Source organism: Williamsia muralis (assembly GCF_051487485.1).
Taxonomy (GTDB): domain Bacteria; phylum Actinomycetota; class Actinomycetes; order Mycobacteriales; family Mycobacteriaceae; genus Williamsia; species Williamsia muralis_B.
In genome coordinates, this window is sequence record NZ_JAHVCV010000002.1 from 174862 (window position 1) to 199360 (window position 24499).

23 protein-coding genes and 1 pseudogene are annotated in these 24499 nt (G+C 65.4%); 14 read left to right on the top strand and 10 right to left on the bottom strand.

What is annotated here, in order from left to right; genetic code table 11:
• Nucleotides 1-11 precede the first annotated feature (11 nt).
• Genes KXR83_RS04115 through KXR83_RS04125 form a run of 3 tightly spaced genes read right to left on the bottom strand, consistent with a single transcriptional unit; the run spans nucleotide 12 to nucleotide 3189 of the window.
• Nucleotides 12-1208, bottom strand: a complete 1197-nt coding sequence (locus KXR83_RS04115) for a M20 family metallopeptidase (RefSeq protein ID WP_437423712.1) — start codon at nucleotides 1206-1208, stop codon at nucleotides 12-14.
• Nucleotides 1209-1224: 16 nt separating this feature from the next.
• The gene (locus KXR83_RS04120; protein ID WP_437424437.1) at nucleotides 1225-2436 is read right to left on the bottom strand and encodes an amidohydrolase; all 1212 of its coding nucleotides are present in this window, start codon (nucleotides 2434-2436) and stop codon (nucleotides 1225-1227) included.
• Nucleotides 2437-2487: 51 nt separating this feature from the next.
• Entirely contained in the window at nucleotides 2488-3189 is a 702-nt protein-coding gene (locus KXR83_RS04125; protein WP_437423713.1) for an enoyl-CoA hydratase/isomerase family protein, read from the bottom strand.
• A 52-nt stretch (nucleotides 3190-3241) separates the two neighbouring features.
• Between KXR83_RS04125 and KXR83_RS04130 the strand changes: the two genes are divergently transcribed.
• Genes KXR83_RS04130 through KXR83_RS04150 form a run of 5 tightly spaced genes read left to right on the top strand, consistent with a single transcriptional unit; the run spans nucleotide 3242 to nucleotide 7544 of the window.
• Nucleotides 3242-4045, top strand: a complete 804-nt coding sequence (locus KXR83_RS04130; RefSeq protein ID WP_437424438.1) for a purine-nucleoside phosphorylase — start codon at nucleotides 3242-3244, stop codon at nucleotides 4043-4045.
• Between the two features lie 7 nt (nucleotides 4046-4052).
• Nucleotides 4053-5714, top strand: a complete 1662-nt coding sequence (locus tag KXR83_RS04135) for a phospho-sugar mutase (RefSeq protein WP_437423714.1) — start codon at nucleotides 4053-4055, stop codon at nucleotides 5712-5714.
• A gap of 9 nt (nucleotides 5715-5723) precedes the next feature.
• Nucleotides 5724-6320 carry a hypothetical protein gene (locus KXR83_RS04140; RefSeq protein WP_437423715.1) on the top strand — a complete coding sequence of 199 codons (597 nt, stop codon included), beginning with the start codon at nucleotides 5724-5726 and terminating at the stop codon, nucleotides 6318-6320.
• A 4-nt stretch (nucleotides 6321-6324) separates the two neighbouring features.
• The gene (locus KXR83_RS04145) at nucleotides 6325-7122 is read left to right on the top strand and encodes an ABC transporter ATP-binding protein (RefSeq protein ID WP_437423716.1); all 798 of its coding nucleotides are present in this window, start codon (nucleotides 6325-6327) and stop codon (nucleotides 7120-7122) included.
• A 20-nt stretch (nucleotides 7123-7142) separates the two neighbouring features.
• Nucleotides 7143-7544, top strand: coding sequence for a VOC family protein (locus KXR83_RS04150; protein ID WP_437423717.1), 402 nt, complete (start codon nucleotides 7143-7145; stop codon nucleotides 7542-7544).
• 43 nt (nucleotides 7545-7587) lie between these two features.
• Here the strand turns inward: KXR83_RS04150 and upp are convergent, their stop codons facing one another.
• Nucleotides 7588-8211 carry a uracil phosphoribosyltransferase gene (gene upp / locus KXR83_RS04155; RefSeq protein ID WP_437423718.1) on the bottom strand — a complete coding sequence of 208 codons (624 nt, stop codon included), beginning with the start codon at nucleotides 8209-8211 and terminating at the stop codon, nucleotides 7588-7590.
• Between the two features lie 51 nt (nucleotides 8212-8262).
• Between upp and KXR83_RS04160 the strand changes: the two genes are divergently transcribed.
• From KXR83_RS04160 to KXR83_RS04170, 3 genes are all read left to right on the top strand, one after another.
• Complete coding sequence (locus KXR83_RS04160) at nucleotides 8263-8565, top strand: type VII secretion target (RefSeq protein ID WP_437423719.1); 303 nt, start codon at nucleotides 8263-8265, stop codon at nucleotides 8563-8565.
• Nucleotides 8565-9632 (top strand): C40 family peptidase, encoded by a 1068-nt coding sequence (locus tag KXR83_RS04165; protein ID WP_437423720.1) that lies wholly within the window; start codon nucleotides 8565-8567, stop codon nucleotides 9630-9632. The genes KXR83_RS04160 and KXR83_RS04165 overlap by 1 nt, the downstream gene beginning before the upstream one ends.
• Before the next feature lie 92 nt (nucleotides 9633-9724).
• Nucleotides 9725-11023, top strand: a complete 1299-nt coding sequence (locus KXR83_RS04170) for a primosomal protein (protein WP_437423721.1) — start codon at nucleotides 9725-9727, stop codon at nucleotides 11021-11023.
• Between the two features lie 60 nt (nucleotides 11024-11083).
• On the opposite strand, the gene KXR83_RS04175 is transcribed toward KXR83_RS04170, so the two are convergent.
• The 3 genes and pseudogenes from KXR83_RS04175 to KXR83_RS04185 all read right to left on the bottom strand — a co-directional run.
• Entirely contained in the window at nucleotides 11084-12199 is a 1116-nt protein-coding gene (locus tag KXR83_RS04175; RefSeq protein ID WP_437423722.1) for an adenosine deaminase, read from the bottom strand.
• Nucleotides 12196-13506, bottom strand: a complete 1311-nt coding sequence (locus tag KXR83_RS04180; RefSeq protein WP_437423723.1) for a thymidine phosphorylase — start codon at nucleotides 13504-13506, stop codon at nucleotides 12196-12198. The genes KXR83_RS04175 and KXR83_RS04180 overlap by 4 nt, the downstream gene beginning before the upstream one ends.
• Nucleotides 13507-13567: 61 nt before the next feature.
• Nucleotides 13568-13969 (bottom strand): annotated as a pseudogene (locus KXR83_RS04185) (cytidine deaminase); the annotation flags it as partial.
• Nucleotides 13970-14192: 223 nt separating this feature from the next.
• Here KXR83_RS04185 and sdhC point away from each other — a divergent pair.
• From sdhC to KXR83_RS04205, 4 genes are all read left to right on the top strand, one after another.
• Nucleotides 14193-14597, top strand: a complete 405-nt coding sequence (gene sdhC, locus KXR83_RS04190; RefSeq protein WP_038254497.1) for a succinate dehydrogenase, cytochrome b556 subunit — start codon at nucleotides 14193-14195, stop codon at nucleotides 14595-14597.
• A gap of 12 nt (nucleotides 14598-14609) precedes the next feature.
• Nucleotides 14610-15065, top strand: a complete 456-nt coding sequence (locus KXR83_RS04195; RefSeq protein ID WP_247208319.1) for a succinate dehydrogenase hydrophobic membrane anchor subunit — start codon at nucleotides 14610-14612, stop codon at nucleotides 15063-15065.
• Between the two features lie 87 nt (nucleotides 15066-15152).
• Nucleotides 15153-16907 (top strand): succinate dehydrogenase flavoprotein subunit, encoded by a 1755-nt coding sequence (sdhA, locus tag KXR83_RS04200; protein WP_437423724.1) that lies wholly within the window; start codon nucleotides 15153-15155, stop codon nucleotides 16905-16907.
• Complete coding sequence (locus KXR83_RS04205; protein ID WP_437423725.1) at nucleotides 16907-17698, top strand: succinate dehydrogenase iron-sulfur subunit; 792 nt, start codon at nucleotides 16907-16909, stop codon at nucleotides 17696-17698. Before sdhA ends, KXR83_RS04205 begins: the two co-directional genes overlap by 1 nt.
• 72 nt (nucleotides 17699-17770) lie before the next feature.
• On the opposite strand, the gene KXR83_RS04210 is transcribed toward KXR83_RS04205, so the two are convergent.
• Nucleotides 17771-18688 (bottom strand): HpcH/HpaI aldolase/citrate lyase family protein, encoded by a 918-nt coding sequence (locus tag KXR83_RS04210; protein ID WP_437423726.1) that lies wholly within the window; start codon nucleotides 18686-18688, stop codon nucleotides 17771-17773.
• A 234-nt stretch (nucleotides 18689-18922) separates the two neighbouring features.
• On the opposite strand from KXR83_RS04210, the gene KXR83_RS04215 reads away from it, so the two are divergent.
• Nucleotides 18923-20431 carry an APC family permease gene (locus KXR83_RS04215; protein WP_437423727.1) on the top strand — a complete coding sequence of 503 codons (1509 nt, stop codon included), beginning with the start codon at nucleotides 18923-18925 and terminating at the stop codon, nucleotides 20429-20431.
• A 78-nt stretch (nucleotides 20432-20509) separates the two neighbouring features.
• The gene (locus KXR83_RS04220; RefSeq protein ID WP_437423728.1) at nucleotides 20510-21376 is read left to right on the top strand and encodes a universal stress protein; all 867 of its coding nucleotides are present in this window, start codon (nucleotides 20510-20512) and stop codon (nucleotides 21374-21376) included.
• Between the two features lie 72 nt (nucleotides 21377-21448).
• Here KXR83_RS04220 and KXR83_RS04225 read toward each other — a convergent pair whose 3' ends face one another.
• Both KXR83_RS04225 and KXR83_RS04230 read right to left on the bottom strand, forming a co-directional pair.
• A complete protein-coding gene (locus KXR83_RS04225; RefSeq protein ID WP_437423729.1) occupies nucleotides 21449-22906 on the bottom strand; it encodes an NAD(P)/FAD-dependent oxidoreductase in 1458 nt (485 codons plus the stop codon).
• Nucleotides 22873-24363, bottom strand: coding sequence for a gamma-aminobutyraldehyde dehydrogenase (locus tag KXR83_RS04230; protein WP_437423730.1), 1491 nt, complete (start codon nucleotides 24361-24363; stop codon nucleotides 22873-22875). The genes KXR83_RS04225 and KXR83_RS04230 overlap by 34 nt, the downstream gene beginning before the upstream one ends.
• Between the last annotated feature and the right edge of the window lie 136 nt (nucleotides 24364-24499).

The window sequence follows — 24499 nt, forward strand, 5'->3', positions numbered from 1 at the left end:
AGGCAGCGACCTCAGCGCACGTTCTGGCCGGCTGCGAGTACCACTCCGGCAAGAGTCCGCACGCCGATTGCCAGTGCCCGCTCGTCGAGATCGAAGTTCGGCTGGTGCAGATCCGACTGCGGACCGTGCCCGCTCCACACCCCTAGCCGGGCCATGGCACCCGGGACGTTCTCCAGGTACCACGAAAAGTCTTCGCCACCACCGGATTGTGCGGTGTCGGCCAACGCCTCGGGCCCGATGTTCATCACCGATTGCTTCAACAGCTCCGTGGACATCGGGTCGTTGACCACCGGCGGGACACCGCGTTTGTAGACCAGGTCGTATCGAACGCTGAGCGGAGCGAGCAGTCCCGAGATGATCTCGCGCACCATCGGCTCCAGCAGAGCCCATGTCGCGTGGTCGCCGGTGCGAACGGTGCCCCGCAACCGGCCTTCCTGCGGTATCGCGTTCGGCGCGTCACCGGCGTGCGCCGAACCCCACACCATCACCGTGCTGGTTCTCGGGTCGATACGCCGTGACAGCACGCCCGGCAGGCCGGTGATCACGGTCCCCATCGCGTAGACCAGGTCAGCGGTCAGGTGTGGGCGCGAGGTGTGTCCGCCCGGCGAATGCAACACCAGCTCCACGTGGTCGGCCGCCGACGTGATGGCCCCTGGCCGCAACCCGACCTTGCCCACTTCGAGCTTGGGGTCGCAGTGCAGGGCGAAGAACTGGCTCACGCCCCGGGTGACACCGGCCGCGACCGCATCCACGGCGCCGCCGGGCATCACCTCTTCGGCGGCCTGGAACACCAGCCGCACTCCGATCGGCAGATCGTCCATCGAAGCGAGCGCCTTGCCGACGCCCAGGAGGATGGCGGTGTGCCCGTCGTGACCGCAGGCGTGAGACACACCCTCGACCGTGGAGGCGAAGGGCTGCCCGGTCCGTTCGGCGATGGGAAGGGCGTCCATGTCCGCACGGAGCCCCACCAGCGGCCCTGCCGGCCCGAGATCGCACACCAGGCCGGTTCCCTGGGGCAGGATGCGCGGCGAGAGGCCTGCGTTGGTCAATTCGTCGAACACCACCCGAGTGGTCCGCAATTCACCCCGGGACAGTTCGGGGTTGGTGTGGAAGTCACGACGCCACGCCACCAGCTGCGCACTGTTCTGCGCCAGCCAGCTGTCCAGCTCCTTGAGGAAACGTTCCGGATCCACTCTCTGCCCACTCATGTCGAATACACACTCATCATCGATTGCCCACGATCTGCGATTTGCTCATCATCTGCGGTCTCTGACCGATCCGTCTCTCATGCGCCTCCAGCAGTTCATCGCGCCACCGGCCGTTTTGCGCCGCCGTTGCCGCGGTGCGCGCCAGAGCAATTGCTCCATCGAACACTGCCTGGTCGGCCGATGCCGACGCCGCCGCGGCGGCGAACTCCACCTCGTGGGTCCGTGCCCCATCGCTGTCGATACCGATCAGCGGATGAATCGACGGCAACATGTGACTGATGTTGCCCATGTCCGTACTGCCCAGTGGCCGAACGCCTTCGACGGAAGGAGGCAGTACTTCGCGACCGAGATCGGTGATCGCGTCGCGGTACGCGCCGAGCAGTCGCGGGTCGTGCCTCAGCTCGAGATAGGTCGGCGACACGGTGGACACCTCATGGGTACATCCGGTGGCCATGGCCCCGGCTGCAAAACAACCTTCGGCTCGCTCACCCAGATCCAACAGCGACGCTTCGTCTCGCGCACGCAGGTAGTAGAGCAACTCACTGTGTCCGGCAACGATGTTCGGGGCGCTGCCCCCAACACTGATCATGCCGTGCAACTGCTGTCCACGACGCAGGTGCTGACGCAGCAACCCCAACGACACCTGCGCGATCGTGGCCGCATCCGCAGCGTTGCGCCCACGTTCGGGCGCGGCGGAGGCATGCGACTCGACACCGGTGTATCGGATCGCCAGATCCGCCAACGCCAATGAGCTGCAAGCGACTTCGTCGGCAGTCCCGGGGTGGACCATCAAAGCCATTGCCACCGAGTCGAAAACACCGGCCTCGGCCATGGCGATCTTGCCGCCACCGGTCTCCTCGGCGGGGGTGCCGAGTACCAGCACGGTGATGCCGAGCTCGTCCGCGATCTCGGCGAGGCCACGCGCGGCTCCCACCGCAGCGGCCGCGATCACGTTGTGACCGCACGCATGGCCGATTCCGGGCAGCGCGTCGTACTCGGCACACAGCCCGACAACGAGGTCCCCTGAGCCGTAGGTGGCCGTGAAAGCTGTGGGCAGATCCGCCACACCGACGTCGATGATGAAGCCGTGAGCGTCGAGCAGGTCGGTGATCTTGGACACGCTGCGGTGCTCGGCGAACGCCAATTCGGGCTCGGCGTGGAGTGAATGGGACAACTCGACGAGGTCGCCGGCGACCGCGCGCACCGCACGGTCAGCTCGTTTCTCGATCTCCGCCATCAGGCCATTCTCTCACCCGTGGCCATAGCGGTCCGAACGGAGTTAGCCAATCAACGATGCCGGGGTGGGGCGCTCGAGGTCGGTCAACAGTGGCGCACGAAGTCCCTGCTTGATCACGGCGAGTGTGGGCCCGGCCACGGCGGCACGTCCGGCCGCGACACCCGATGCTTCCGTGAGCAGGTCGTCAATGTCTGCGGTCTGTTCGACGATGCCTGCATCGACGGCCTCTAGTGCGCCGTACCGACGTCCCGTGGTCATCGCCTCGATGGCTGTCGCGTCGGGCAGGCGGGTCCGCAGCAGCGACGCCATCCCCACGGTGAACGGCATCCCGAGAAGCACCTCGGGTAGCGACCAGAACCCCCGTTCGGTGCGCATGATGCGGTGGTCGGCGCACAATGCGAGCATCGCGCCGGCCCCGAACGCGTGACCGTTGATGGCTGCGACCGTGGGCAGCGGGAAAGTGAGCACTCGTGCGTAGAGAGCGTGCACGCGGTCGAGGTACGCGGGGAGTTTGTCGGCGTTGGCGCCGATGTAGTCCACGTCCAATCCGTTCGAGAAGAACTTGCCGGCGCCGGTGATGACCAGTGCGCCGGGAGCTGAGGTGGGAACCTCGTCGAGCAGGTTGTTGACGGTGTCCAGCCAGTCCATGGTGAACCGGTTCTCGGGATTGGCCTCGCTGGCCTCGGTCTCGCCGGCGGCCAGGTGAAGGGTGTGCACGACGTCGGCGGTGGTCACATACGGCATGCGGTGACCATATCGCCTTAGGGTTGAGCCCATGGCAATCGACGGCGCAGATGTGGACCCCTCGACCGACCCCAGGGCAAGTGCTCAGACCGCGGCTGCTGCCATCGCGCAGCAGACAGGCCTCGACAACCACGATGTGGCGGTGGTCCTCGGCTCGGGGTGGGCGCCGGCCGCCGACGCGCTCGGCGCGGCAGAGACCAGCATCCCGATGGCGACACTGCCCGGTTTCACTCCTCCCAGCGCCGAAGGTCATTCGGGCACCGTCCACTCGTTGCACATCGGCGGCAAATCGGTTCTGGTGTTGCTCGGCAGAACACACGCGTACGAGGGCCATCCCCTCGCCAATGTCGTTCATGCCGTCCGGACCGCCGCGGCTGCCGGTGTCCGAACACTTGTGCTCACCAACGCCGCCGGTGGACTGCGCTCCGACATGACCGTCGGTCAACCGGTTCTGATCAGCGATCACCTCAACCTGACCGGCCGCTCGCCGCTGGTCGGCGCGCAGTTCGTGGATCTGGTCAACGCCTATTCGCCGAGGCTCCGCGGTATCGCGCAATCCGTCGATCCCGCTCTCGCCGAGGGTGTTTACGCGGGGCTTCCCGGGCCGCACTACGAGACACCTGCGGAGATCAATATGTTGCGGGTCATCGGTGCAGACCTTGTCGGGATGTCCACCGTTCACGAGACCATCGCAGCCCGAGCGGAAAAGCTCGAAGTACTCGGCATTTCTCTGGTCACCAACCTCGCAGCAGGGATCACCGGCGAGCCCCTCGACCACGAAGAGGTGCTCGAGGTCGGCCGTGCATCGGCGACGCGGATGGGCCACCTCCTGGCCCAGGTGATCGAGAAGATCTGATCGTAGGATGAGCCACCTCGACAGGGTCCAGGCCTGGATCGACGCAGACCCGGACCCGGCCACCCGCCGCGACCTGCAGACCCTAGACCCCGACTCGATTGCCGAGCGCTTCTCGGACACATTGCATTTCGGCACCGCAGGACTGCGCGGCCCGGTTCGCGCGGGACCGATGGGGATGAATGTCGCAGTGGTCACGAAGGCGACGGCAGGCGTCGGGCAATGGCTCATCGACCACGACCATCGCGGCGCCACGGTTGTGGTCGGCCGCGACGCCCGGCACGGGTCCGAGCAGTTCTTCCACGCGACGACCGAAGTGCTTGCCGCGCAGGGATTTGATGTCGTTGCACTCCCCGATCCCGGCCCGACACCCCTGGTCGCCTTCGCCGTTCGCGATCTGGGCGCCGCTGCGGGAATTCAGATCACCGCATCACACAACCCGCCCGCCGACAACGGGTACAAGGTGTACCTCGACGGTGGCGCCCAACTGGTCCCGCCCGCCGACAACGAGATCGAGCAACTCATCGGCCACACCGGCGCCGCAAGCTCGATCGCCCGTATCCCGGTGAACTCGGACTTGCGCGCCGACGCGAACACCGAGAGGTACCTGGCACGCCTCGGGTCGCGCTTCGGCACGCGGCGCAGCGATCTCAAGGTCGCGCTGACCGCCATGCACGGTGTGGGTGGCGAACTCGCGGTCGAAGCCCTGCGTCGGGCCGGTTTCACGAATGTTGTTGTGGTGCCCGAACAACAACACCCTGACCCCGACTTCCCGACAGCGACCTTCCCCAACCCCGAAGAACCCGGAGCTGCGGATCTCCTGTTGGACCTCGCCGATGACATCGACGCCGACCTGGCCATCGCTCTTGATCCGGACGCTGATCGCTGCGCGGTCGGCGCACTGGTCGAGGGGTCATGGCGGATGTTGACCGGCGATGAAACCGGCGCGCTCCTCGGCGCCGACATCCTCGCTTCCCGCAACACCGTGGCCGGAACCGGAAGCAGCCCGCTGGTTGCCAGCACGATCGTCTCCGGCAGCCTGCTGAGCAAGATCGCCGCGGCCGCGGGCGCACGCCATGCAACCACCCTCACAGGCTTCAAATGGTTGGTCCGCGCAGGCGAGGGACTCGTGTACGCCTACGAAGAAGCCATCGGTCACTGTGTGGACCCGGATGCCGTCCGGGACAAGGACGGCATCAGCGCCGCAGTGGCACTCTGCGTCCTGGCAGACGATCTCGCCCGGGTCGGCCGAACACTCGCCCAGCGCCTTGACGAGCTGTTCGAACTCCACGGCGTCCACAAAACCGGTCAACACTCGCTGCGGGTCGACGACCTCGATCGGATCGCCGAGATCATGCGGTCACTGCGTCACGATCCGCCTTCTGAACTCGCGGGTGTTGTCGTTGCGATGGAGGATTTCCTCTCGAGACCGCCATCGCAGTCAATCAACTCAGAGCAATCAACGGACGCAGTGCAGTTCACCGGCACCACCGACACCGGAACGATCCGGGTGATCGCACGGCCGTCTGGTACCGAACCGAAGCTGAAGTTCTATCTCGAGGTGACCGAGTCTCCCGGACGGCCGCTCGGCGATGCGCACGCGGCTGCCCAGCGACGATTGGCGCAGCTGACCGACGAGGTGTCGGCATTGACCAACGCCGGCCACCGGTAGGGTGAGCGCGTGAGCGGCAACTTCTACCCGACTCCCCCGCCGAGATCACCGTGGGCTTCGCCTCTGGTCATCGGCGCTGTCGTGGCGGGTGTCTTGGTCCTGGCGCTCGCGGTACTCCTGGGTTTCCTCTTCATCCCAGCGGACGACAAATCCTCGGCGTCCGACAGCAGCACCACGGCGCCGCCCTCGACCACAACGCAGCAGGTGTCCACAAAAACCGAGACGGTGACCGCCACGACGCCTCCCACCACCACACCGCCGACGATTTCGACGCCGCGGGCCACGCCCACGGTGCCGGGCACCGACTGGCAAGGTTTCGTCAGCGGCCCCCGCTGCAACGCGGCCGGCGATCCAGCGGTGATGATCGGTCAGACCGCACGTTCGAATGTTGTTGTCTGCCAGGTAGGTAACCAGATCGGCCGCTACTACTACAAGGGCCTCGCGGACGGCCAGAGCACCGAGCTGCAATTCCCCACCCGGTCGGGTGATCAATTCGTCGCCGTCAATGTCGACACCACGTACGAGATGACACCCGCGGCCCTGACCATCTCGACCAACGGATCGGTGGTCGCTGCCGAGCCGATGATCTACTACTGGACCAACTGATCTCGTGGTCGGTCCCAGCTCTCGTGAGGTGCTTCACGCCGCACACATCGACGTGGTGCGCGGCGGGCGATTCCTCCTGCGCGACATCACCTTCACCGTCCACGCCGGAGAACATTGGGCTCTGCTCGGACCCAACGGCGCCGGCAAATCGACGCTGCTGAACATCCTCGGAGCCTTTGGTCACCCGACCCGCGGCACGGTGGACGTGCTCGGCCGCCGCCTCGGCCGGGTGGACATGCGCGAATTGCGTACGCACATCGGGCACGTGGATCCGCGGCACCGATTGGATCTGCCGTTGTCGGCTCACGACGTGGTGCTCACCGGCCTCACCAACACACCCGAACTCGACCGCAGGCGTACGTATACCGCCGACGAGAACAAGCATGCCGACGAGCTTCTCGACCTGCTGGGGATGTCGGACCGCCGAAAGTCGGTGTGGACGCTGATGAGCCAGGGCGAGCGGGGCCGGACGCTGATCGCGCGAGCTCTGATGGCACGACCCTCACTGCTGTTGCTCGACGAGCCGGCAACCGGGCTCGATCTCGCGGCCCGGGAACAGCTACTCGGGAGCATCGATCAACTGCGCCGCGAAGTCGTCGATCTCGCCAGCGTCCTGGTGACCCATCACCTGGAGGACCTGCCCACCAGCACCAGCCACGCCCTGCTCTTGCGTGACGGCCGCACGGTGGCATGCGGCGAGGTCGACGAAGCCCTGACAACCGACACCATCAGCACCTGCTTCGACCATCCTGTACAGGTGCGCCGCGACGGCGGACGATGGTCGGCACGCAGTCACTCTTAGGAGAACCGGAGGAACCAACCGTGTCCGCAGCGTTCCCGCCGATCACCGGCCTCCATCACGTGAGTCTCACCGTGAGCGATGTCAACCGGAGTATCACCTGGTATCAGGATGTGTGCGGATTTCGGTTACGGCGACGCCACTCGAGCTACAACCTGAAAAAGGCCCTCCTCGCCCACGAATGCGGGATTCAGGTGGTACTCAACGGCCATGGCACCGACGCCATATCGGGTCGCTTCTCCGAGTTCCGTTGCGGTCTGGACCACCTCGCGCTCGCGGTCCATGATCTGCGAGCACTCGAACGCTGGCTGGCCCATCTGGACGCCGCGGGCGTCGAGCACAGCGGGATCGCCGTCGGCTCCACCGGCCACCTCATCGCTTTCCGTGACCCCGACGGCATCGCGCTCGAGTTCTACACGGTCTGACCGAGTCGCCCGACCCCGCGTCGGCAGCCGGCCCATGCTCCGGTCAGCGTGGCCCGAACTGACGATCCCCAGCGTCGCCGAGCCCGGGTGAGATGTATGCGTCGGCGTTGAGCCCGTCGTCGACGGCCGCGGTGACCAGACGCACCGGGTAACCCGATTTCTCCAGCGCCTCAACACCTTCCGGCGCGGCGACCACGCACACCGCAGTGATGTCGGTGGCCTTGCGCTGCACCAGCAGTTCGATCGTGTGCAGCATCGACCCACCGGTGGCAAGCATCGGGTCGAGCACGAACACAGGTTGGCCGGTCAGATCGTCCGGCAGCGACTCGAGGTACGGAACCGGCTGGTGCGTCTCTTCGTTACGGGCGATCCCGACGAACCCCACGTTCGCTTCCGGCACCATCGCGTGCGCCTGCTCCACCATCCCGAGGCCTGCGCGCAGAACGGGCACCAACAGTGGCGGCGCCGCGAGACGCACCCCCGTGGTGGTGGTCACCGGCGTCGTGACCGGCACCTCTGCGACCGGCGCTCCGACCAGCGCCTCGTAGATCAGCATCTGGGTGAGGTCGGAAAGAGCGCCACGAAAGGCGGCGTTGTCGGTTCGCTCGTCGCGCAACGTGGTCAGCCTTGCGGCGGCCAATGGATGATCAACAGCTCGGATCTGCATTGACCAACCATACGAGGGAACCGCCACGCCCGGCGATCGCGTCGAATCCCCATGAGTCAGGTTTCCGTTGATCCCGCCGCCCTCCGAACCGCCTCCCTCGGCACCCGCGCCGTCGGCGAGGACATCGCCACACATGCCTTGGCCGGCCGCGCCGACGCGTCGCTGCTCGCTCCGGTGTTCGGCATCATCGGAGCCGAATTCGCGGCCGCAGCCGCGATGGTCACCGACCGTCACTGCCGCGAGATCGAACAGCTCGCGGCCAGGGTCCGGACACTCGGTGATGGCCTGCGCGGCGCGCAGGTCGCCTACACCGACACCGACGACAACAGCGCGGCGCAGATCGTGGCGGTCTGATGATCCCCATCGAGCTCCTGCTCGCCCCGCTGAACGCCCTGATCACGGCGATGGGAACCGGCGTGCTGCCCGCGGGCGCTCCTGCGGCGCAACTCCGTTCCACCGCAGCGGTTCTCGACGAAGCGAGGGCCACGCAGCATCGATTGAACAGCGAGCTGGCACCACAGTGGTCGGGTGCCGGTGGCTCCCAGGCTCTCGCCACACTCGACCAGGCGGTCCGGGACACCGCGCACCATTGCGACAACGGCACCGACATCGCCGAGGTGATCGAGTCGGCAGCCGACAAGGTGCGGCTGGCCTCCGTCGAACTCCAGTCGATCCTCGATTCCTTTGTCACCATCGCCTCGGCCATGGGACCCTCGCTCTTCACCCCCGCCGGTGTGGCTGCGGTCATTCCGGTCGCGATGACGCACATTCAACGCGGCATCGCCGTGCTCGAGAAGACCCGAGCCGCGTTGGCCGACGACACCCAACGCCTGATGGCCGTAGGCCGCACCCCAGCAGGCCCAGCGATTGTCGACACCCAATTGGCGCGAGTCGGCGACGAACTCGGCAATCTCACCGACGCGGCGTTCGGGCCGGTGCAGGCTGCTGCCCCGGTCACATCTCCAGACGCGGCCGGAGGAGCTCAGACGCTGCCGGCCGGATTGTCGGCAACCAACCCCGGTGGCACCGGCGTCGCCATCACCTTGCCCGACGGGTCGGTGGCCTACGCACCGAACGAACGAGCCGCAACAGCGGTACGGGCAGCACTGAGCCAGCAGGGCGTGCCCTATGTCTGGGGCGGCACCACGCCCGGGCAGGGTCTGGACTGCAGCGGTCTGACCCAATGGGCCTACCGGGAGGCCGGGGTCGAATTGCCCAGGCTTGCCCAGGAACAGGACACAGCCGGCGTCGCGATCTCACAGTCCGATCTCCAGCCGGGTGATCTAGCCGTGTGGTCGGGACACGTAGCCATGTATGTGGGCAACGGCCAACTGGTGGAAGCCGGTGACCCCGTCAGCGTGTCCCCGCTGCGTACGACCAACATGGGTCAGACCTTCGAAGGGTTCTACCGACCGCAATGACTCGAGCGACACCACCGGCGATCCGGCACCGTCACGATCCGGCCATGCCCGATGTAGCCGACGTTCAGGATCGGTGACTAGGCTCTGTGGCCATGGCCGGAGACATCGTCCCAATCGAACTCGGAATCACCGAGGGCAACGCGTTCACCCTGTGGGCCCCACGCTGGCGTGAGGGTGACGATGAGTGGGAGGCATTCCTCGGTCTCGACGAGGACCTGTACGGCTTCGCGTCCGTGGCAGAACTGGTGGCCTTCATCCGTTCGGGCGACGACAACGATCTGGTGGAACATCCCGCGTGGAACACCGTTGTCGGACTCAAGGCCGACGAACTCGAACCGGCCGAGGACAAATCCTTCGACCTGATCGCCGTTCCCGAGCTCGCCTCTGAAGACCCCACACCCGAGGTCATCGCCAAACTCGAGGACGTACTCGAGATCGTCCGGATCATCGGCGAGGTCTGCGAACTGACCCCGATCACCAAGTTCTTCAACGGCAACCCCATCCTCGGTGCCGTCACCACCGGCACCCGCAACTTCCAGGGCCGTGACGGTGAAGAACTGTGGGAGCGCATCGGAACACTCATCGACAAACGCTGGGACGACGTGGTCGATGCCATCGACGAGGTGATCACGAGTCCCGAGGTCGACGCTGACCTGGTGTCGGTGGCCGAGGCAGAGATCCTCGCCGCCGCCAGTGCCGAAGACGAAGACGAGCCCGACGAAGACATCGAATTGATCGACGGCGAATCGGACGACACCGATTCCGACGACGACGATGACCTCGACGACGATGACCTCGACGACGATGAAGATGACGACGAAGACGAGATCGATGAGGACGATTTCTGGGCGTCGGTCGGCATCGACCCCATCCAGATCATCACCTCCGACGGCGAGTTCTTCACGCTGCGTTGTTATCTCGACGACGACCCGGTCTTCCTGGGGGCACGCGGCAAGATCTTCGCCTTCCCGTCGCATCGCGCACTGGAACGGTTCCTCGCCGACGACAACGAACACGATCTCTCCGTGGTCAGCACCTTCGAGGAGATCCAGGTCGCCGCAACCGACGGTTCGCTGGAGATCGAGGTGTACGAGGACAACGTCTATGTGCTGCCCGGCCTCACCGAGGACATCGCGGATGGTCCCCGCCGCATCGACCGCCGGCAGCTGGAGTTGGCAGTCGAGCTGTTCACCGACGCAGCCGATTTCGCCGACGACGATTCCGTCGCCGAAGCGCTCGGTTCCACGACGCCGCTGGGCTGGTTCGTCAACTACGCGCTGAACCCCGATCCGAAGCGCTTGGCCCCGAGCCCGCCCTTCGACAACGAGTCAGAGGCGTGGCGGGCGCTGGAGCACGAGTTCGAGACCCGGCTCGACAAGAAGCGCGGATAAAGCCACCGTCGACGCCGGTAAGAGCGCGGTCGACAGCGGCAGCAGCGCGGTCGACGGCGTTCAGCCGATGAGGACCGCGTACCCCGGCTTGATGACGTCGTCGATGATGGCAAGTCGTTCGTCGAAGTGGATGAACGCCGACTTCATCGCGTTCACCGTGAACCGTTCCAGGTCGGCCCAGCCGTAGTCGAACTGGTCGACGAGCACCTTGCACTCCCGGCTCATGGTGGTGTCACTCATCAGCCGGTTGTCGGTGTTCACCGTCACCCGGAACCGCAGTCGGGCCAGCACGTTGAACGGATGGGTCACCAGACTCTCCACAGCGCCGGTCTGGACGTTGCTGCTCGGACAGAGCTCCAGCGGAATCCGCTTGTCGCGCACGTAGTTCGCCACATCGCCCAGTTGGGCGTCGGGGAATGCGCCTGCCGCGAGATCGGTGCCGGGCGGCAGGACGATGTCCTCGATCACCCGGACCCCGTGCCCGAGGCGATCAGCACCGCAGAAGCTGATCGCCTCGTGGATCGACGGCAGTCCGAAGGCCTCACCCGCATGGATGGTGAAGGGCGCGTTGTTCGCGCGCATGTATTCGAACGCATCGAGATGCCTGCTCGGCGGGTAGCCGGCCTCGGCGCCCGCGATGTCGAAGCCCGCGACGCCGCGGCGGCGGAATCGCACTGCCAATTCGGCGATCTCCCTCGACCGGGCGGCGTGCCGCATCGCGGTCACCAGTGTGCGCACCTGGATCTTCCGACCCCGGTCTGCCGCGTGTGCGGTGCCGTCGGCGAATCCTCGCAGCACGGCCTCGACAACCTCGTCGAGGGTCAGGCCGGCTTCCAGATGCTGCTCGGGGGCGAAGCGGACCTCCGCGTACACCACCCCGTCGTCGGCGAGGTCTTCGGCGCATTCGCGGGCCACCCGCTCCAGTGCCGCGGCCGTCTGCATCACCGCGACGGTGTGTGTGAACGTCTCGAGGTACCGAACCAGCGATCCGCTGTCGGCGGCTTCGCGGAACCACGAGGCAAGGCCGGGGACGTCATCGGCGGGCAGATCCTCGTAACCCACATCGCCGGCCAACTCCAGCACGGTTCCCGGGCGCAGTCCGCCGTCGAGATGGTCGTGCAGGAGCACCTTCGGCGCGAGGGAGATGGTCGGCAAGTCCAGCGGCGCGGGTGTCATATATCGACGGTAACCCGATCGATCACCCGCGACCGGGCTTGCGGCGCTGTCGAACCGATCACGGCGGCCCCGGCCAGTGCCGCCGACCCGGCAGCAAAACGTTGCGGCGTTCCGGTGTACATGGTGAACAGGGGGTCGCCGACGGCCACCCGGTCGCCGGCACTCACATGAAGCTTCACCCCGGCCTCCGCCTGGACTGCTTCGCCCTGCCGTTCCCGGCCCGCACCCAGCCGCCATGCGGCCACACCGACGGCCATGGCATCGATCGTTTCGACCAGTCCGGCGGTCTGCGCGCGGATGACCTCGGACTCGGCCGCCACGGGCAGCGGGGCGCGGGGGTCGCCGCCCTGGGCCCGGATCATCGCGTCCCAGACGTCCATCGCCTTGCCGTTCGACAGGTTGTCCGCCGGATTCACCCCGGTGATCCCCGCGGCGTCGAGCATGGCGGCCGCCAACGCCACGGTGAGTTCCACGACGTCGGGCGGTCCGCCACCGGCAAGCACGTCAAGCGATTCGGCGACCTCCAGCGCGTTCCCTGCTGTCAGTCCCAGAGGCTCTGACATCGAGGTCAGCAGAGCCGAGGTGTGCACACCTGCCTGGTTACCCAGCTCCACCATGATCTCGGCCAGCTCGCGTGCATCGGCCTCCGACTTCATGAAGGCGCCGGACCCGACCTTGACGTCCAGTACCAGCGCGCCGGTTCCCTCGGCGATCTTCTTGCTCATGATCGAACTCGCTATGAGCGGAATCGATTCGACCGTCCCCGTGACGTCGCGCAGTGCGTAGAGCTTCTTGTCGGCCGGAGCCAGAGTTGCACCCGCGGCGCAGATCACGGCTCCGACGGACTCGAGCTGCGCCACGATCTCGTCGTTTGTCAGGTCCGCTCGCCAGCCGGCGATGGCCTCGAGCTTGTCCAGCGTGCCACCGGTGTGCCCCAGCCCACGCCCGGACAGTTGCGGCACCGCGACGCCGAAGGATGCGACGAGCGGCGCCAGCGGCAACGTGATCTTGTCCCCCACCCCACCTGTCGAGTGTTTGTCGACGGTCCTCAGTGCCTTGCCGTCGCGGCGGAGATGGGTGAAGTCCATCCGTTCTCCGGAGTTCATCATCGCCGCCGTCCAGCGGGCGATCTCGCGGCGGTTCATGCCGCGCAACAGGATCGCCATCGCCAGCGCCGACATCTGCTCCGCGTGCACCGACCCGTGGGTGAACGCATCGATGACCCAGTCGATCTGTCCGTCTGTCAACGCGTGACCGTCTCTTTTGGTGGCGATCACCGTGACCGCGTCATGGATCTCAGGCACCATCGACCTCCTTGTCCCCTTCAGCCCCATCGGACACTCCGCCATCAACCACTCCGCCATCGACCACTCGGCCGGCCTCGAGATCGGCAGGCCCGAACGAGTCGGGCAGCAGAACTCCCAGCGGCTTGGGCCCATCGCGGTGATCGATCAGCATCGTGGCCCCACCGTGCTCGAGCAACACTTGGCGACAACGCCCGCAGGGCATCAGGATCTGGCCCCGGCTGTCGGTGCAACTGAGCGCCACGAGTCGCCCACCACCGGAAACGTGGAGGTTTCCGGCCAGCGTGCACTCGGCGCAGAGCCCTAAACCATATGAGACATTTTCCACATTGCAACCGGTAACAATTCGCCCGTCGTCGACTAGGGCGGCAGCGCCCACCGGGTACCGCGAGTAGGGGACGTAGGCACCCTTCATCACCTCTATCGCCTTGTCCCGCAACAGATTCCAATCGATATTGGCCGACATTTCGCAGCCTTTCGCTCGCGGCGGACAGCGCGGACGCATCCGCGCGTGACATGTGAAGAATGGTAAGGCAACCCTAATTCGAGATGCCTTGGGGCTCTTGTCGACTCGGGGAGGATTCCACCCTCGTTCAGCTTAGGTTTAAGGTTTGTTTTGTGGGTCCACGATCGAGCTGCCGGAACCGCGCTCGACGCGTCCATCAACGATGTTGGAGGCCAATTTCTCGATGAGCATTCCTACAGAGACCGCGCCCGCCCCGGTGCGCAAACGTTCCCTGTATCGGGGTGACCCAGGCATGTGGTCCTGGGTACTGCACCGGATCACCGGTGTCTCGATCTTCTTTTTCCTCTTTGTACACGTGCTCGATACGGCAGTGATCCGGATCGACCCCGACAAGTACTCCGAGATCATCGAGACGTACAAGAACCCGATCGTCGGCCTGATGGAAATCGGCCTCGTGGCGTGTGTGCTCTACCACGCTCTCAACGGCGTTCGCATCATCCTGATCGACTTCTGGTCGAAGGGTCCCAAGTACCAGCGTCAGATGCTGTGGATCATCTTGGGCTTGTTCGTCATCCTGTTCGGCGCGGCGACGGTCCGGTTGCTGCAGCTCATCGTGGAACACATCTAGGGAGGCCGGACGATGACCACATCACAAACCCCCCGGATAGCCAAGACGTACGGCACCGACCACGACCGGCCGGCCAGTCTGGACAACCCGCGCTCACCGCGGCGCCCCAAGGGCGGCAACTTCGAGAAGAACGCATGGCTCTTCATGCGGTTCTCCGGCCTCGCGCTGATCATCCTGACCATCGGCCACATGTTCATCATGCTGGCCTGGGACGACGGTGTTCACCGGATCGACGCCTCGTTCGTCGCGGCACGCTGGAAAGAACCGTTCTGGCAGGTCTGGGACATCTCGATGCTGTGGCTGGCCCAGCTGCACGGCGGCAACGGTGTCCGCACGGTGATCGCGGACTACTCGCGAAAAGACTCGACACGTTTCTGGCTGAACGTCCTGCTGGCGCTGTCGATGATCCTGGTGCTGCTCACGGGCACGTACGCCCTGCTCACCTTTGACATCACGAGCGTGGGCTGACCCGATCCGCCCAACGGCCACGACCGCATGCCTCCGGCGAGCACCCACCGGCCGCATCCGGTGACACTGATGAGAGAGAAGCCATAGATGCAGGAACACCGTTACGACGTGGTGATCGTCGGCGCCGGCGGCGCCGGGATGCGCGCGGCCATCGAAGCCGGTCCGCGCACCCGAACAGCTGTGCTGACCAAGCTCTACCCCACCCGTAGCCACACCGGCGCTGCGCAGGGCGGCATGTGCGCCGCTCTGGCCAACGTCGAAGAGGACAACTGGGAGTGGCACACCTTCGACACCGTCAAGGGCGGCGACTACCTCGCCGACCAGGACGCGGTCGAGATCATGGCCAAGGAAGCGATCGACGCCGTCCTCGACCTCGAGAAGATGGGCCTGCCGTTCAACCGGACCCCCGAGGGCAAGATCGACCAGCGTCGATTCGGCGGGCACACCCGCGACCACGGCAAGAGCCCGGTCCGTCGGGCCTGCTACGCGGCCGACCGCACCGGCCACATGATCCTGCAGACGCTGTACCAGAACTGCGTCAAGCACGACGTCGAGTTCTTCAACGAGTTCTACGCCCTCGACATCTGCCTCACCGAGAACGACAAGGGCGAGAAGGTTGCCACCGGTGTGGTCGCCTACGAGCTGGCCACCGGCGAGATCCACGTCTTCCACGCCAAGTCGATCGTCTTCGCGACCGGCGGCTCGGGACGTATGTACAAGACCACGTCCAATGCGCACACCCTCACCGGTGACGGCATGGGCATCGTCTTCCGCAAGGGTCTGCCGTTGGAGGACATGGAGTTCCACCAGTTCCACCCGACAGGCCTTGCCGGGCTGGGCATCCTGATCTCCGAAGCCGTGCGCGGCGAGGGCGGCATCCTCCGCAACGCGGACGGTGAGCGGTTCATGGAGCGCTACGCCCCCACCATCAAGGACCTCGCTCCCCGCGATATCGTCGCCCGCTCCATGGTTCTGGAGGTTCTCGAGGGCCGCGGAGCCGGACCGAACAAGGACTACGTCTACATCGACGTCACCCACCTCGGTGAGGAAGTCCTCAACGAGAAACTGCCCGACATCACCGAGTTCGCTCGCACGTATCTCGGCGTCGATCCGGTCACCGAGTACGTCCCAGTGTTCCCCACCTGCCATTACGTCATGGGTGGTATCCCGACCAAGATCAACGGCGAGGTACTGGCGAACAACGACGAGGTCGTGCACGGGCTGTACGCCGCCGGTGAGTGTGCGTGCGTCTCGGTCCACGGTGCGAACCGCCTCGGTACCAACTCGCTCCTCGACATCAACGTCTTCGGTCGTCGCGCCGGGATCGCTGCGGCCGAGTACGCGCTCAACACGGAGTTCCACGAGATGCCCGAGGAGCCGACCAAGATGGTCGACGGCTGGCTTGAGACCATCCTCTCCGAGCACGGACACGAGCGTGTCGCCGACATCCGTACCGAACTGCAGGCCTCGATGGACGCGAACGCCTCGGTGTTCCGTACTGAAGAGACGCTCAAGCAGGCGCTCACCGACATCCACGGATTCAAGGAGCGCTACAACCACATTCGTGTTCACGACAAGGGCAAGCGCTTCAACAGCGACCTGCTCGAGGCGATCGAACTCGGCTTCCTCCTGGAGATGGCCGAGGTCACCGTCGTCGGCGCGCTGAACCGGAAGGAATCGCGTGGCGGTCACGCCCGCGAGGACTACCCCGATCGCGACGACACCAACTACATGCGGCACACGATGGCGTACAAGAAGGGCGACACCCTTCTCTCCGACATCGAGTTGGACTACAAGCCAGTGGTCCAGACCCGTTACGAGCCGATGGAGCGGAAGTACTGATGACCGTAACCACTGATGTCGCCGCCGGCGAAGCACCCGACGGCCCCGCACTCCCCCCGGTCCCCGACGAGGCGACCATGGTGACCCTGAAGATCCGCCGGTTCAACCCGGAGGATCCGGACGCACAGGGCTTCGAGAGCTTCCGCGTGCCTGCCCTGCAGACCGACCGGTTGCTCAACCTGCTCCTGTACGTGAAGGGCTACCTCGACGGCACCCTGACGTTCCGCCGCTCGTGCGCTCACGGCGTCTGCGGTTCGGACGCCATGCGGATCAACGGTGTGAACCGGCTGGCCTGCAAGCTGCTGATGAAGGACATGCTCCCCAAGGACAAGTCCAAGGAGATCACCATCACCGTCGAGCCGATTCGCGGCCTGCCGGTGGAGAAGGACCTGGTGGTCGACATGGAGCCGTTCTTCGATGCCTACCGTGCCGTGAAGCCGTTCCTGATGACCAGCGGCAACGAGCCGACCCGTGAGCGCATCCAGAGCCAGACCGACCGCGCCCGGTTCGACGACACCACCAAGTGCATTCTGTGTGCGTGCTGCACCACAAGTTGTCCGGTCTATTGGAGCGAGGGTAGCTACTTCGGCCCCGCAGCCATCGTCAACGCTCACCGCTTCATCTTCGACAGCCGCGACGAAGGTGCCGCAGAGCGCCTGGACATCCTCAACGAGGTCGACGGCGTCTGGCGTTGCCGCACCACCTTCAACTGCACCGACGCCTGCCCCCGTGGCATCCAGGTGACCCAGGCGATCCAGGAAGTCAAGCGCGCGTTGATGTTTGCCCGCTGATCTGAGCAAGTTCCCGACACACACAATGGCCGTCACCTCGAGGTGACGGCCATTGTGCTGTCCGGGGACGTTTCAGTAGTGGTAGGTGTCCGACGGGGCAGGCATGTGGTCGGGGTCGTCGTATTCTTCGCTGAACTCGATGCCGTAGGCACGCGCGAGGTCGAGGATCTTGGTGCCGCGGGCAATACGTGGCAGGTCGGACCCGTTGCGGATCTCGCCGCCGTCACGTTCGAACTCGGCGAAGAACTCCAGTGCCCAAGCGATTTCCTCGTGCGAGGGCGAGAGACCCTCGTTGACCGCAGCGCACTGGTCGGGCGTCAGGCAGATCTTTCCCGTCATCCCGAACTCGGCACTCACGGCCGTGGCCTCGCTCAGCTTGAGCGCCGAGGACCCGACCGTGGGCCCATCGATCGCACTCGGCAAGTGGGCAGCTTTCGCGGCGATGGTGAAGCGCGATCGGGCGTACGCGAGCGTGGCGGGCTGATCGCCGAAACCGGTGTCGCGCCGGAAGTCGCCGATACCGAAGGCCAGCCTGAAAGTGCCCTTGGCCGAGGCGATCTCGCTGATGCGCTCCAGGCCGCGGGCGGTCTCGACCAACGCGACGATCGGCACACCCGGTAGCCGTTTGGCGGTCTCGGTCACGTGGTCGACCGACTCGACCATGGCCAGCATCACGCCTCCGACCGTCACCTTGCTCAGCGCGTCGAGGTCGTCGGCCCACCACTGCGTACCGAACCCGTTGACACGTACCCAGTCACGATTTCCGTCCCCGAGCCAGCGGACCACGTTCTCACGGGCGGCCACCTTGTCCCTCGGGGCGACCGCGTCCTCGATGTCGAGAACAACGATGTCGGCACGCGACTGGACAGCAGCCTGGAACCTCTCGTACTGCAGACCGTTCACCAGCAGCCAGCTGCGCGCCAGCACCGGGTCGATACGAAAACCGATGTCGTCGGGGTCGATGGCGGTGGCATTCTTCGGAGCGTTCACAACACACAATGGTCCTCTATCGATCCTCGTCGGATCAACGGGGGCAAAGGGCGCGCGCGTCGTTGCCGACAATGAAGTGCAGCAGACGTGCCGATAGACGGGTCCGTGGCGGGTACCTCAACTAAATCAGTCGTTGTGTTACTGATCTGGAAACAATTTCGTTGTTGTGGCGCGATTTGACTGTCGAAACCGTACGGTAAGCATGTTCGATCCCCTCACCGTCCGGAGATACCCATGGCCATTTCGGAAGCACCCGGTACCGCCGTCTCAGACAAGGGTCTGCGCGCCGGCTCACTGGGATTGGTGGGCAATGTTGTCATCGGCCTGTCGGCCGTGGCGCCCGCCTACAGCCTTGCCGCCACTCTCGGTTTTGTTGTCGCAGCGGTGCATGAAAAGGCTCCGGCCATGTTTGTGCTCGCCTTCATCCCCATGCTGCTGATCGCGTTCGCCTATCGCGAGCTCGGCCAGGACACCCCCGACTGCGGCACCACGTTCACGTGGGGCACCAAGGCGTTCGGGCCCTGGGTCGGCTGGATCGGCGGCTGGGGTCTGGCGGTGTCGGCGATCATCGTGCTCGCCAACGTGGCCGAGGTCGCGGGCGTCTACCTGCTGCGGTTCCTCCACCTCGATTCCTGGGCCGAGAACATCTGGATCAAGGTACTGCTGGGCAGTGCCCTGATCGTGATGATGACCTGGGTCAGTATCCGCGGCATCGTCATCAGCGAGCGGATGCAGAATGTCCTGATCACCGTGCAGTTCGGTGTCCTCATCACGGCCAGCGTGATCGCGCTCGTCAAGGTCGGGCTCGACAAGGCCGGCCCACAGGCAATCAATCCCGAGCTCAGCTGGCTGTGGCCGAGTGGCCTGAGTTCGTCGGCGATCGCCGAAGCCGTCATCCTCTGCATCTTCATCTATTGGGGCTGGGACGCCTGCCTGGCCGTCGGCGAGGAGACCAAGGACTCCGCGAAAACACCGGGCCGCGCTGCCGTCCTCACCACGATCATCCTGGTGTGCACGTACGTCCTGGTCGCCTACGCCATCCAGTCGTTTGCCGGATTCGGCGACACCGGCATCGGCCTGAACAACGAAGAGAACGCCGACGACGTGCTGACCATCCTCGGTGATCCGGTTGCCGGCGCCGTGCTCTCGGCGCTACTGCTGCTCACCGTGTCGATATCGGCACTGTCGTCCACACAGTCCACCATCCTGCCGACCGCTCGCGGAACGCTGTCCATGGCCGTCTACGGGGCGATCCCCAAACGCTTCGCGACCATCCATCCCCGTTACATGACACCGGCATTCGGCACAGCCGTCATGGGCGGAGCGGCGCTCGCGTTCTACCTCGTGTTGTCACTCGTCAGCGCCAACACGCTCGGCGACTCGGTGGCGTCTCTGGGCCTGGCGGTCGCGTTCTACTACGGGATCACCGCGTATGCCTGTGTCTGGTACTTCCGCAAGACACTGTTCACGTCTGTCCGAAACCTGTTCTTCCGCGGCATCTTCCCGCTTCTGGGCGCCCTTGCGATGACGTGGGCCTTCATCAAGAGCGCGATCGACATGTACTCGATCGACTATGGGTACACCTCCGTCGGCGGCGTCGGCGGCGTGTTCGTCATGGGTGTGGGCATGTTGGTGCTCGGTATCCCATTGATGTTGCTGTGCTTCGCCTTCGGGCCGAAGGACTTCTGGAAGGGCAAGACCCTCAATGCTCGCACCGAGGTGAAGGTTCCTGATGTGTACTGAGGTCGGACAGCCGTCCGCGCCCGCAGTGCCCGTTCACACCCTGACCACAACGTCTGTAACGAAAGCCGGTACACACTCATGAGATTGACAGTGGGTTACCTCTACACCGACACCGGTGATGACGGGGTGAACCTCGCCATCGCCATCGCTCGTGCCACCGGGGCTGCGATCGACCTCGTCTGCGTGGTGCGTGAAACCGAGCCGGATGGTTCACCGGGTCGGACGAGCTACCAAGAGGCGCTGGTTCGGAAAGCACAGCAGTGGCTCGACGAGGTGGTCGAGGACATCCCAGGCGGCATCGATGTGAAGACGCACACCCCGGTCGCCGAATCCTTCCCCCAGTGTCTCATCGAGTTCGCTCTCGAGACCAAGGCAGCGATGATCGTGGTGGGCGGCACGAGCGACGGCATCCTGGGCAAACACACCCTCGGAACCATCTCGTCGGCGCTGACCCACGCCTCCCCGGTCCCGGTCGCCTTGGCGCCCCGCGGATACAGCCGCGTGGACATCCCCACCATCGACACGTTGACGGTGGCCGTGCCGACCGCCGAATCGAAAGACAATCCGCTCCCGTTTGCCCTCGGCCTCGCGCGGGAGGGCGGATTGAATCTCCGTCTCCTGTCGTTGGTCTCCCACGACGGATACGCCGGTGCAGACGACGGTTCATCCGAGGTTCGCGCCCGCCACGTCACCGAGGCGCAGGCCAACCTCAAGCTCGCCGAAGAAAGTTGTGGCGGAGCCGTCGGCATCGAATCGCTTGTCGCCGACGGCGACACGGTCGAGGAGGCGCTCGACGAATTGCGCTGGGGCCCGGGAGATGTTGTGGTCATCGGCTCAGGACGGCTCGCTCCCCCACGTCGGGCATTCCTGGGTTCCATGTCGGCCCGCATCCTGAGGAATACCGATGCGCCGATCATCGTCGTACCGAAGGACTTCACGCCCTGACCATCCCGATCTTGGTGGGTTCGGGCGAAGCCGACCTGCACAAACGCTCGCCCGAACCCACCAAGATCGGGGTCAGGAGTCGAAGCCGAGGCCCAGCGCGTCCATGGTCTTGAGCCACAGGCCCCGCCGGCCCTGATTGCGGTCGGCACGCGCGAACTCCCGCCGGGTGACGGTGATCCCGAACCACCGCAGCGGCTCCGGTGGAAACGGCAGTGGCTTCTTCTGCACCATCTTCAGCCGCGTTCGTTCGGTGTCCCTGCCGTCGACGAGGTCGAGCGCGGTGCGCGCCCCGAAGTGTGAGGCCCCGACACCGAGCCCGGTGAAACCGAGTACGGAGACCACCTTGCCACCCATGCCCACATCCCAGAAGTTGCTGAACCGCGAGCAGGTGTCGATCACACCGCCCCAGGCGTGGCTGGCCTTGATCCCTTCCAGCTGCGGGAACACCTGCAACAGATGTTCGGCCAAAAGGGCGAACTCCGCCGGGCGCTGGGCATGCCGGGGATCGGTGTCCGAACCGTAGTGGTAGATCGCATCCCAACCGCCGAACAGGATGCGGTTGTCGGCGGTGAGCCGGAAATAGTGGAAACGGTTGCCCGAGTCGGCAAGTCCCTGACGACCCGTCCAGCCGATGGCCGCGAGCTGTGCATCGGTGAGCGGTTCGGTCATGATCGCGTAGTCCCACACCGGCACCATCAGATAACCGAGCTTGCGGCGCAGCGGTTTTGATGCTGCCGTCGCCAGTATCACCTTCGCAGCATCGACTGTGCCGTAGCCCGTCTGCAGGTGCACACGATCACCCACCGAACGGAGCTCGGTGACCTCGCTGTGTTCGTACACGCGGACACCGAGGCGTTCGGCTGCCGCGGCCAGCCCCCAGGCGAGGCGCGCAGGATCGATCAGGATGACGTCGGGGTCGTACACCGCCCCGTGGGCCATCGGGCTCGAGATGTGGCGGGCGAGCTCGTCGGCATCGAGAAACCGCATGGGTTGGTCGAGGACACGACCCTGGCGCGCAACTTCTTCCAGGTCATCCACCTGCCACTGAAAATTGGCGATGTCGAGCTCACCGTTGCGCTCTGCGTCGGCGTCGATGCCCAGGCGCCGCATCGCTGCCTCGATCTCATCGAGTGTCTCCACACCCATCCGGAGCAGCTCGGGCAATTCATCGGCGTAGCGGTCCAGTCCGTTCACCAGGCCGTGGGTCAGACTGGCCGAACAGAACCCGCCGTTGCGTCCAGTCGCTCCTTCGGCGATCCGCGCCCCCTCGAGCAGGATGACCGACCGCGCCGGATCTGCCTCGGCCGCCTGCACCGCTGCCCACAGTCCGGTGAACCCACCGCCGACGATCACCAGGTCCGCAGCCGTCGATCCGGTCAGCCGCCTCCTGGCAACGGGGCGTTCGGGCCGATCGAGCCAGAAGGGCGCCGGCGCCGCCTCGGCGACCACGGCCGTTCCCCGGGCGGTGGGCGAGGACGCCCACGCCGCGGACTTCTCTACTGCGGCAGGCTGAAAATTGTTCGGTGCCATGGCTTTTGCGATACTCCTGTGATGTCGCTCATCACGTGTTTGATGGTGAGGTATTCGTCCAGCGAGTAGGTGGACATGTCCTTGCCGAAACCCGACGCACCGACTCCGCCGTGCGGCATCTCGCTGATGATCGGGATGTGGTCGTTGATCCAGACACACCCGGCCCGGATCTCGCGGGAGGCACGCTGAGCGCGGTACAGATCACGGGTCCATGCCGATGCGGCCAACCCGTACACGGTGTCGTTGGCGCGGCGCAGTGCATCGTCATCGTCGTCGAATGCGCTGACGGTCAGTACGGGTCCGAAGACCTCGTCTCGATACACCTCAGCGTCCTCGGGTACGTCGGCGAGCAGGGTCGGCGGATAGAAGGCACCTGGCCCCTCTGGAACGGTGCCGCCGGTGACCACCCTGATGCCACCGTCGCGGGCGCGATCCACCATCGCCGACACCTTGTCGCGATGGGCAGCCGCGATGAGTGGGCCCATGTCGGTCGCCGGATCGGTGGGATCACCCATCCTCACCGCAGACATCAACTCGGCCACACCGGCCACGAAGTCGTCGTACAGGGGCCGAGCCACGATGGCTCGCGTGGCGGCGGTGCAGTCCTGGCCGGAGTTGATCAACGCCCCGGCGACCGCGCCGTGGATGGCTGCCTCGAGGTCGGCGTCGTCGAACACCACCAGCGGGGCCTTGCCCCCTAGTTCCAACTGCACCCGGGTGCCGTGAACCGCTGCCTGAGCCATCACCTGACGACCGACCCCCGTCGATCCGGTGAAGGTGACCACGTCGACGCCGGCATGTCCCGCGATGGCGGCACCCACCTCCGCGCCGGTACCGGTCAGCACGTTGAACACCCCGTCGGGAAGTCCGGCCTCCGAGGCCAGACGGGCCAACGTCAACGTGGTCAGCGGCGTGAGTTCGGCCGGCTTGAGGACCACGGTGCATCCGGCGGCCAAGGCAGGCATGACCTTCCAGACCGCCATCTGCAACGGATAGTTCCATGGGGTGATGGACCCGACCACCCCGACGGGTTCGCGCCGGATGGATGAGGTGTGCTCCCCGGAGTACTCCGCCGTCGCCTTCCCTTCCAGGTTGCGGGCCAGACCCGCAAAGAAGGTGGTGTTGTCCACACATCCGGGCACATCGAACTCGGTCGCCAGCCGGATGGGCTTTCCGGTGTGACTGACCTCTTCGGCCGCGAGGGCGTCGCTCGACGCCGACATGGCGGATGCGAGGTCGGCAAGCACCGCACCACGATGCGCCGGTGTCGCCGATGCCCAGTCCCGCAGCGCATCTCGCGCGACGTCCACTGCGGTGTCCACGTCCTGCGCCGAGGCGAGCGACGTGGAGGCGACAGCCTTGCCGGTGGCCGGATCGATGACGTCGTGCGTGGGCCCTGCGCCGACGAGCTCGGCACCACCCACCCAACCGGCGGCAAACGACGAAGTCTTGATCATTGAGGTCCTCGCACATGCGTCGTCGATTGGTCAGCGGTGCCTGCCACCTTACTGACCGATTGCGAAATCCGCGACCGTATTGCCTTTTGAACGACCAATTCGTCCGTTGTTGTTGCAGTCCGCTGCGAAATCCGTA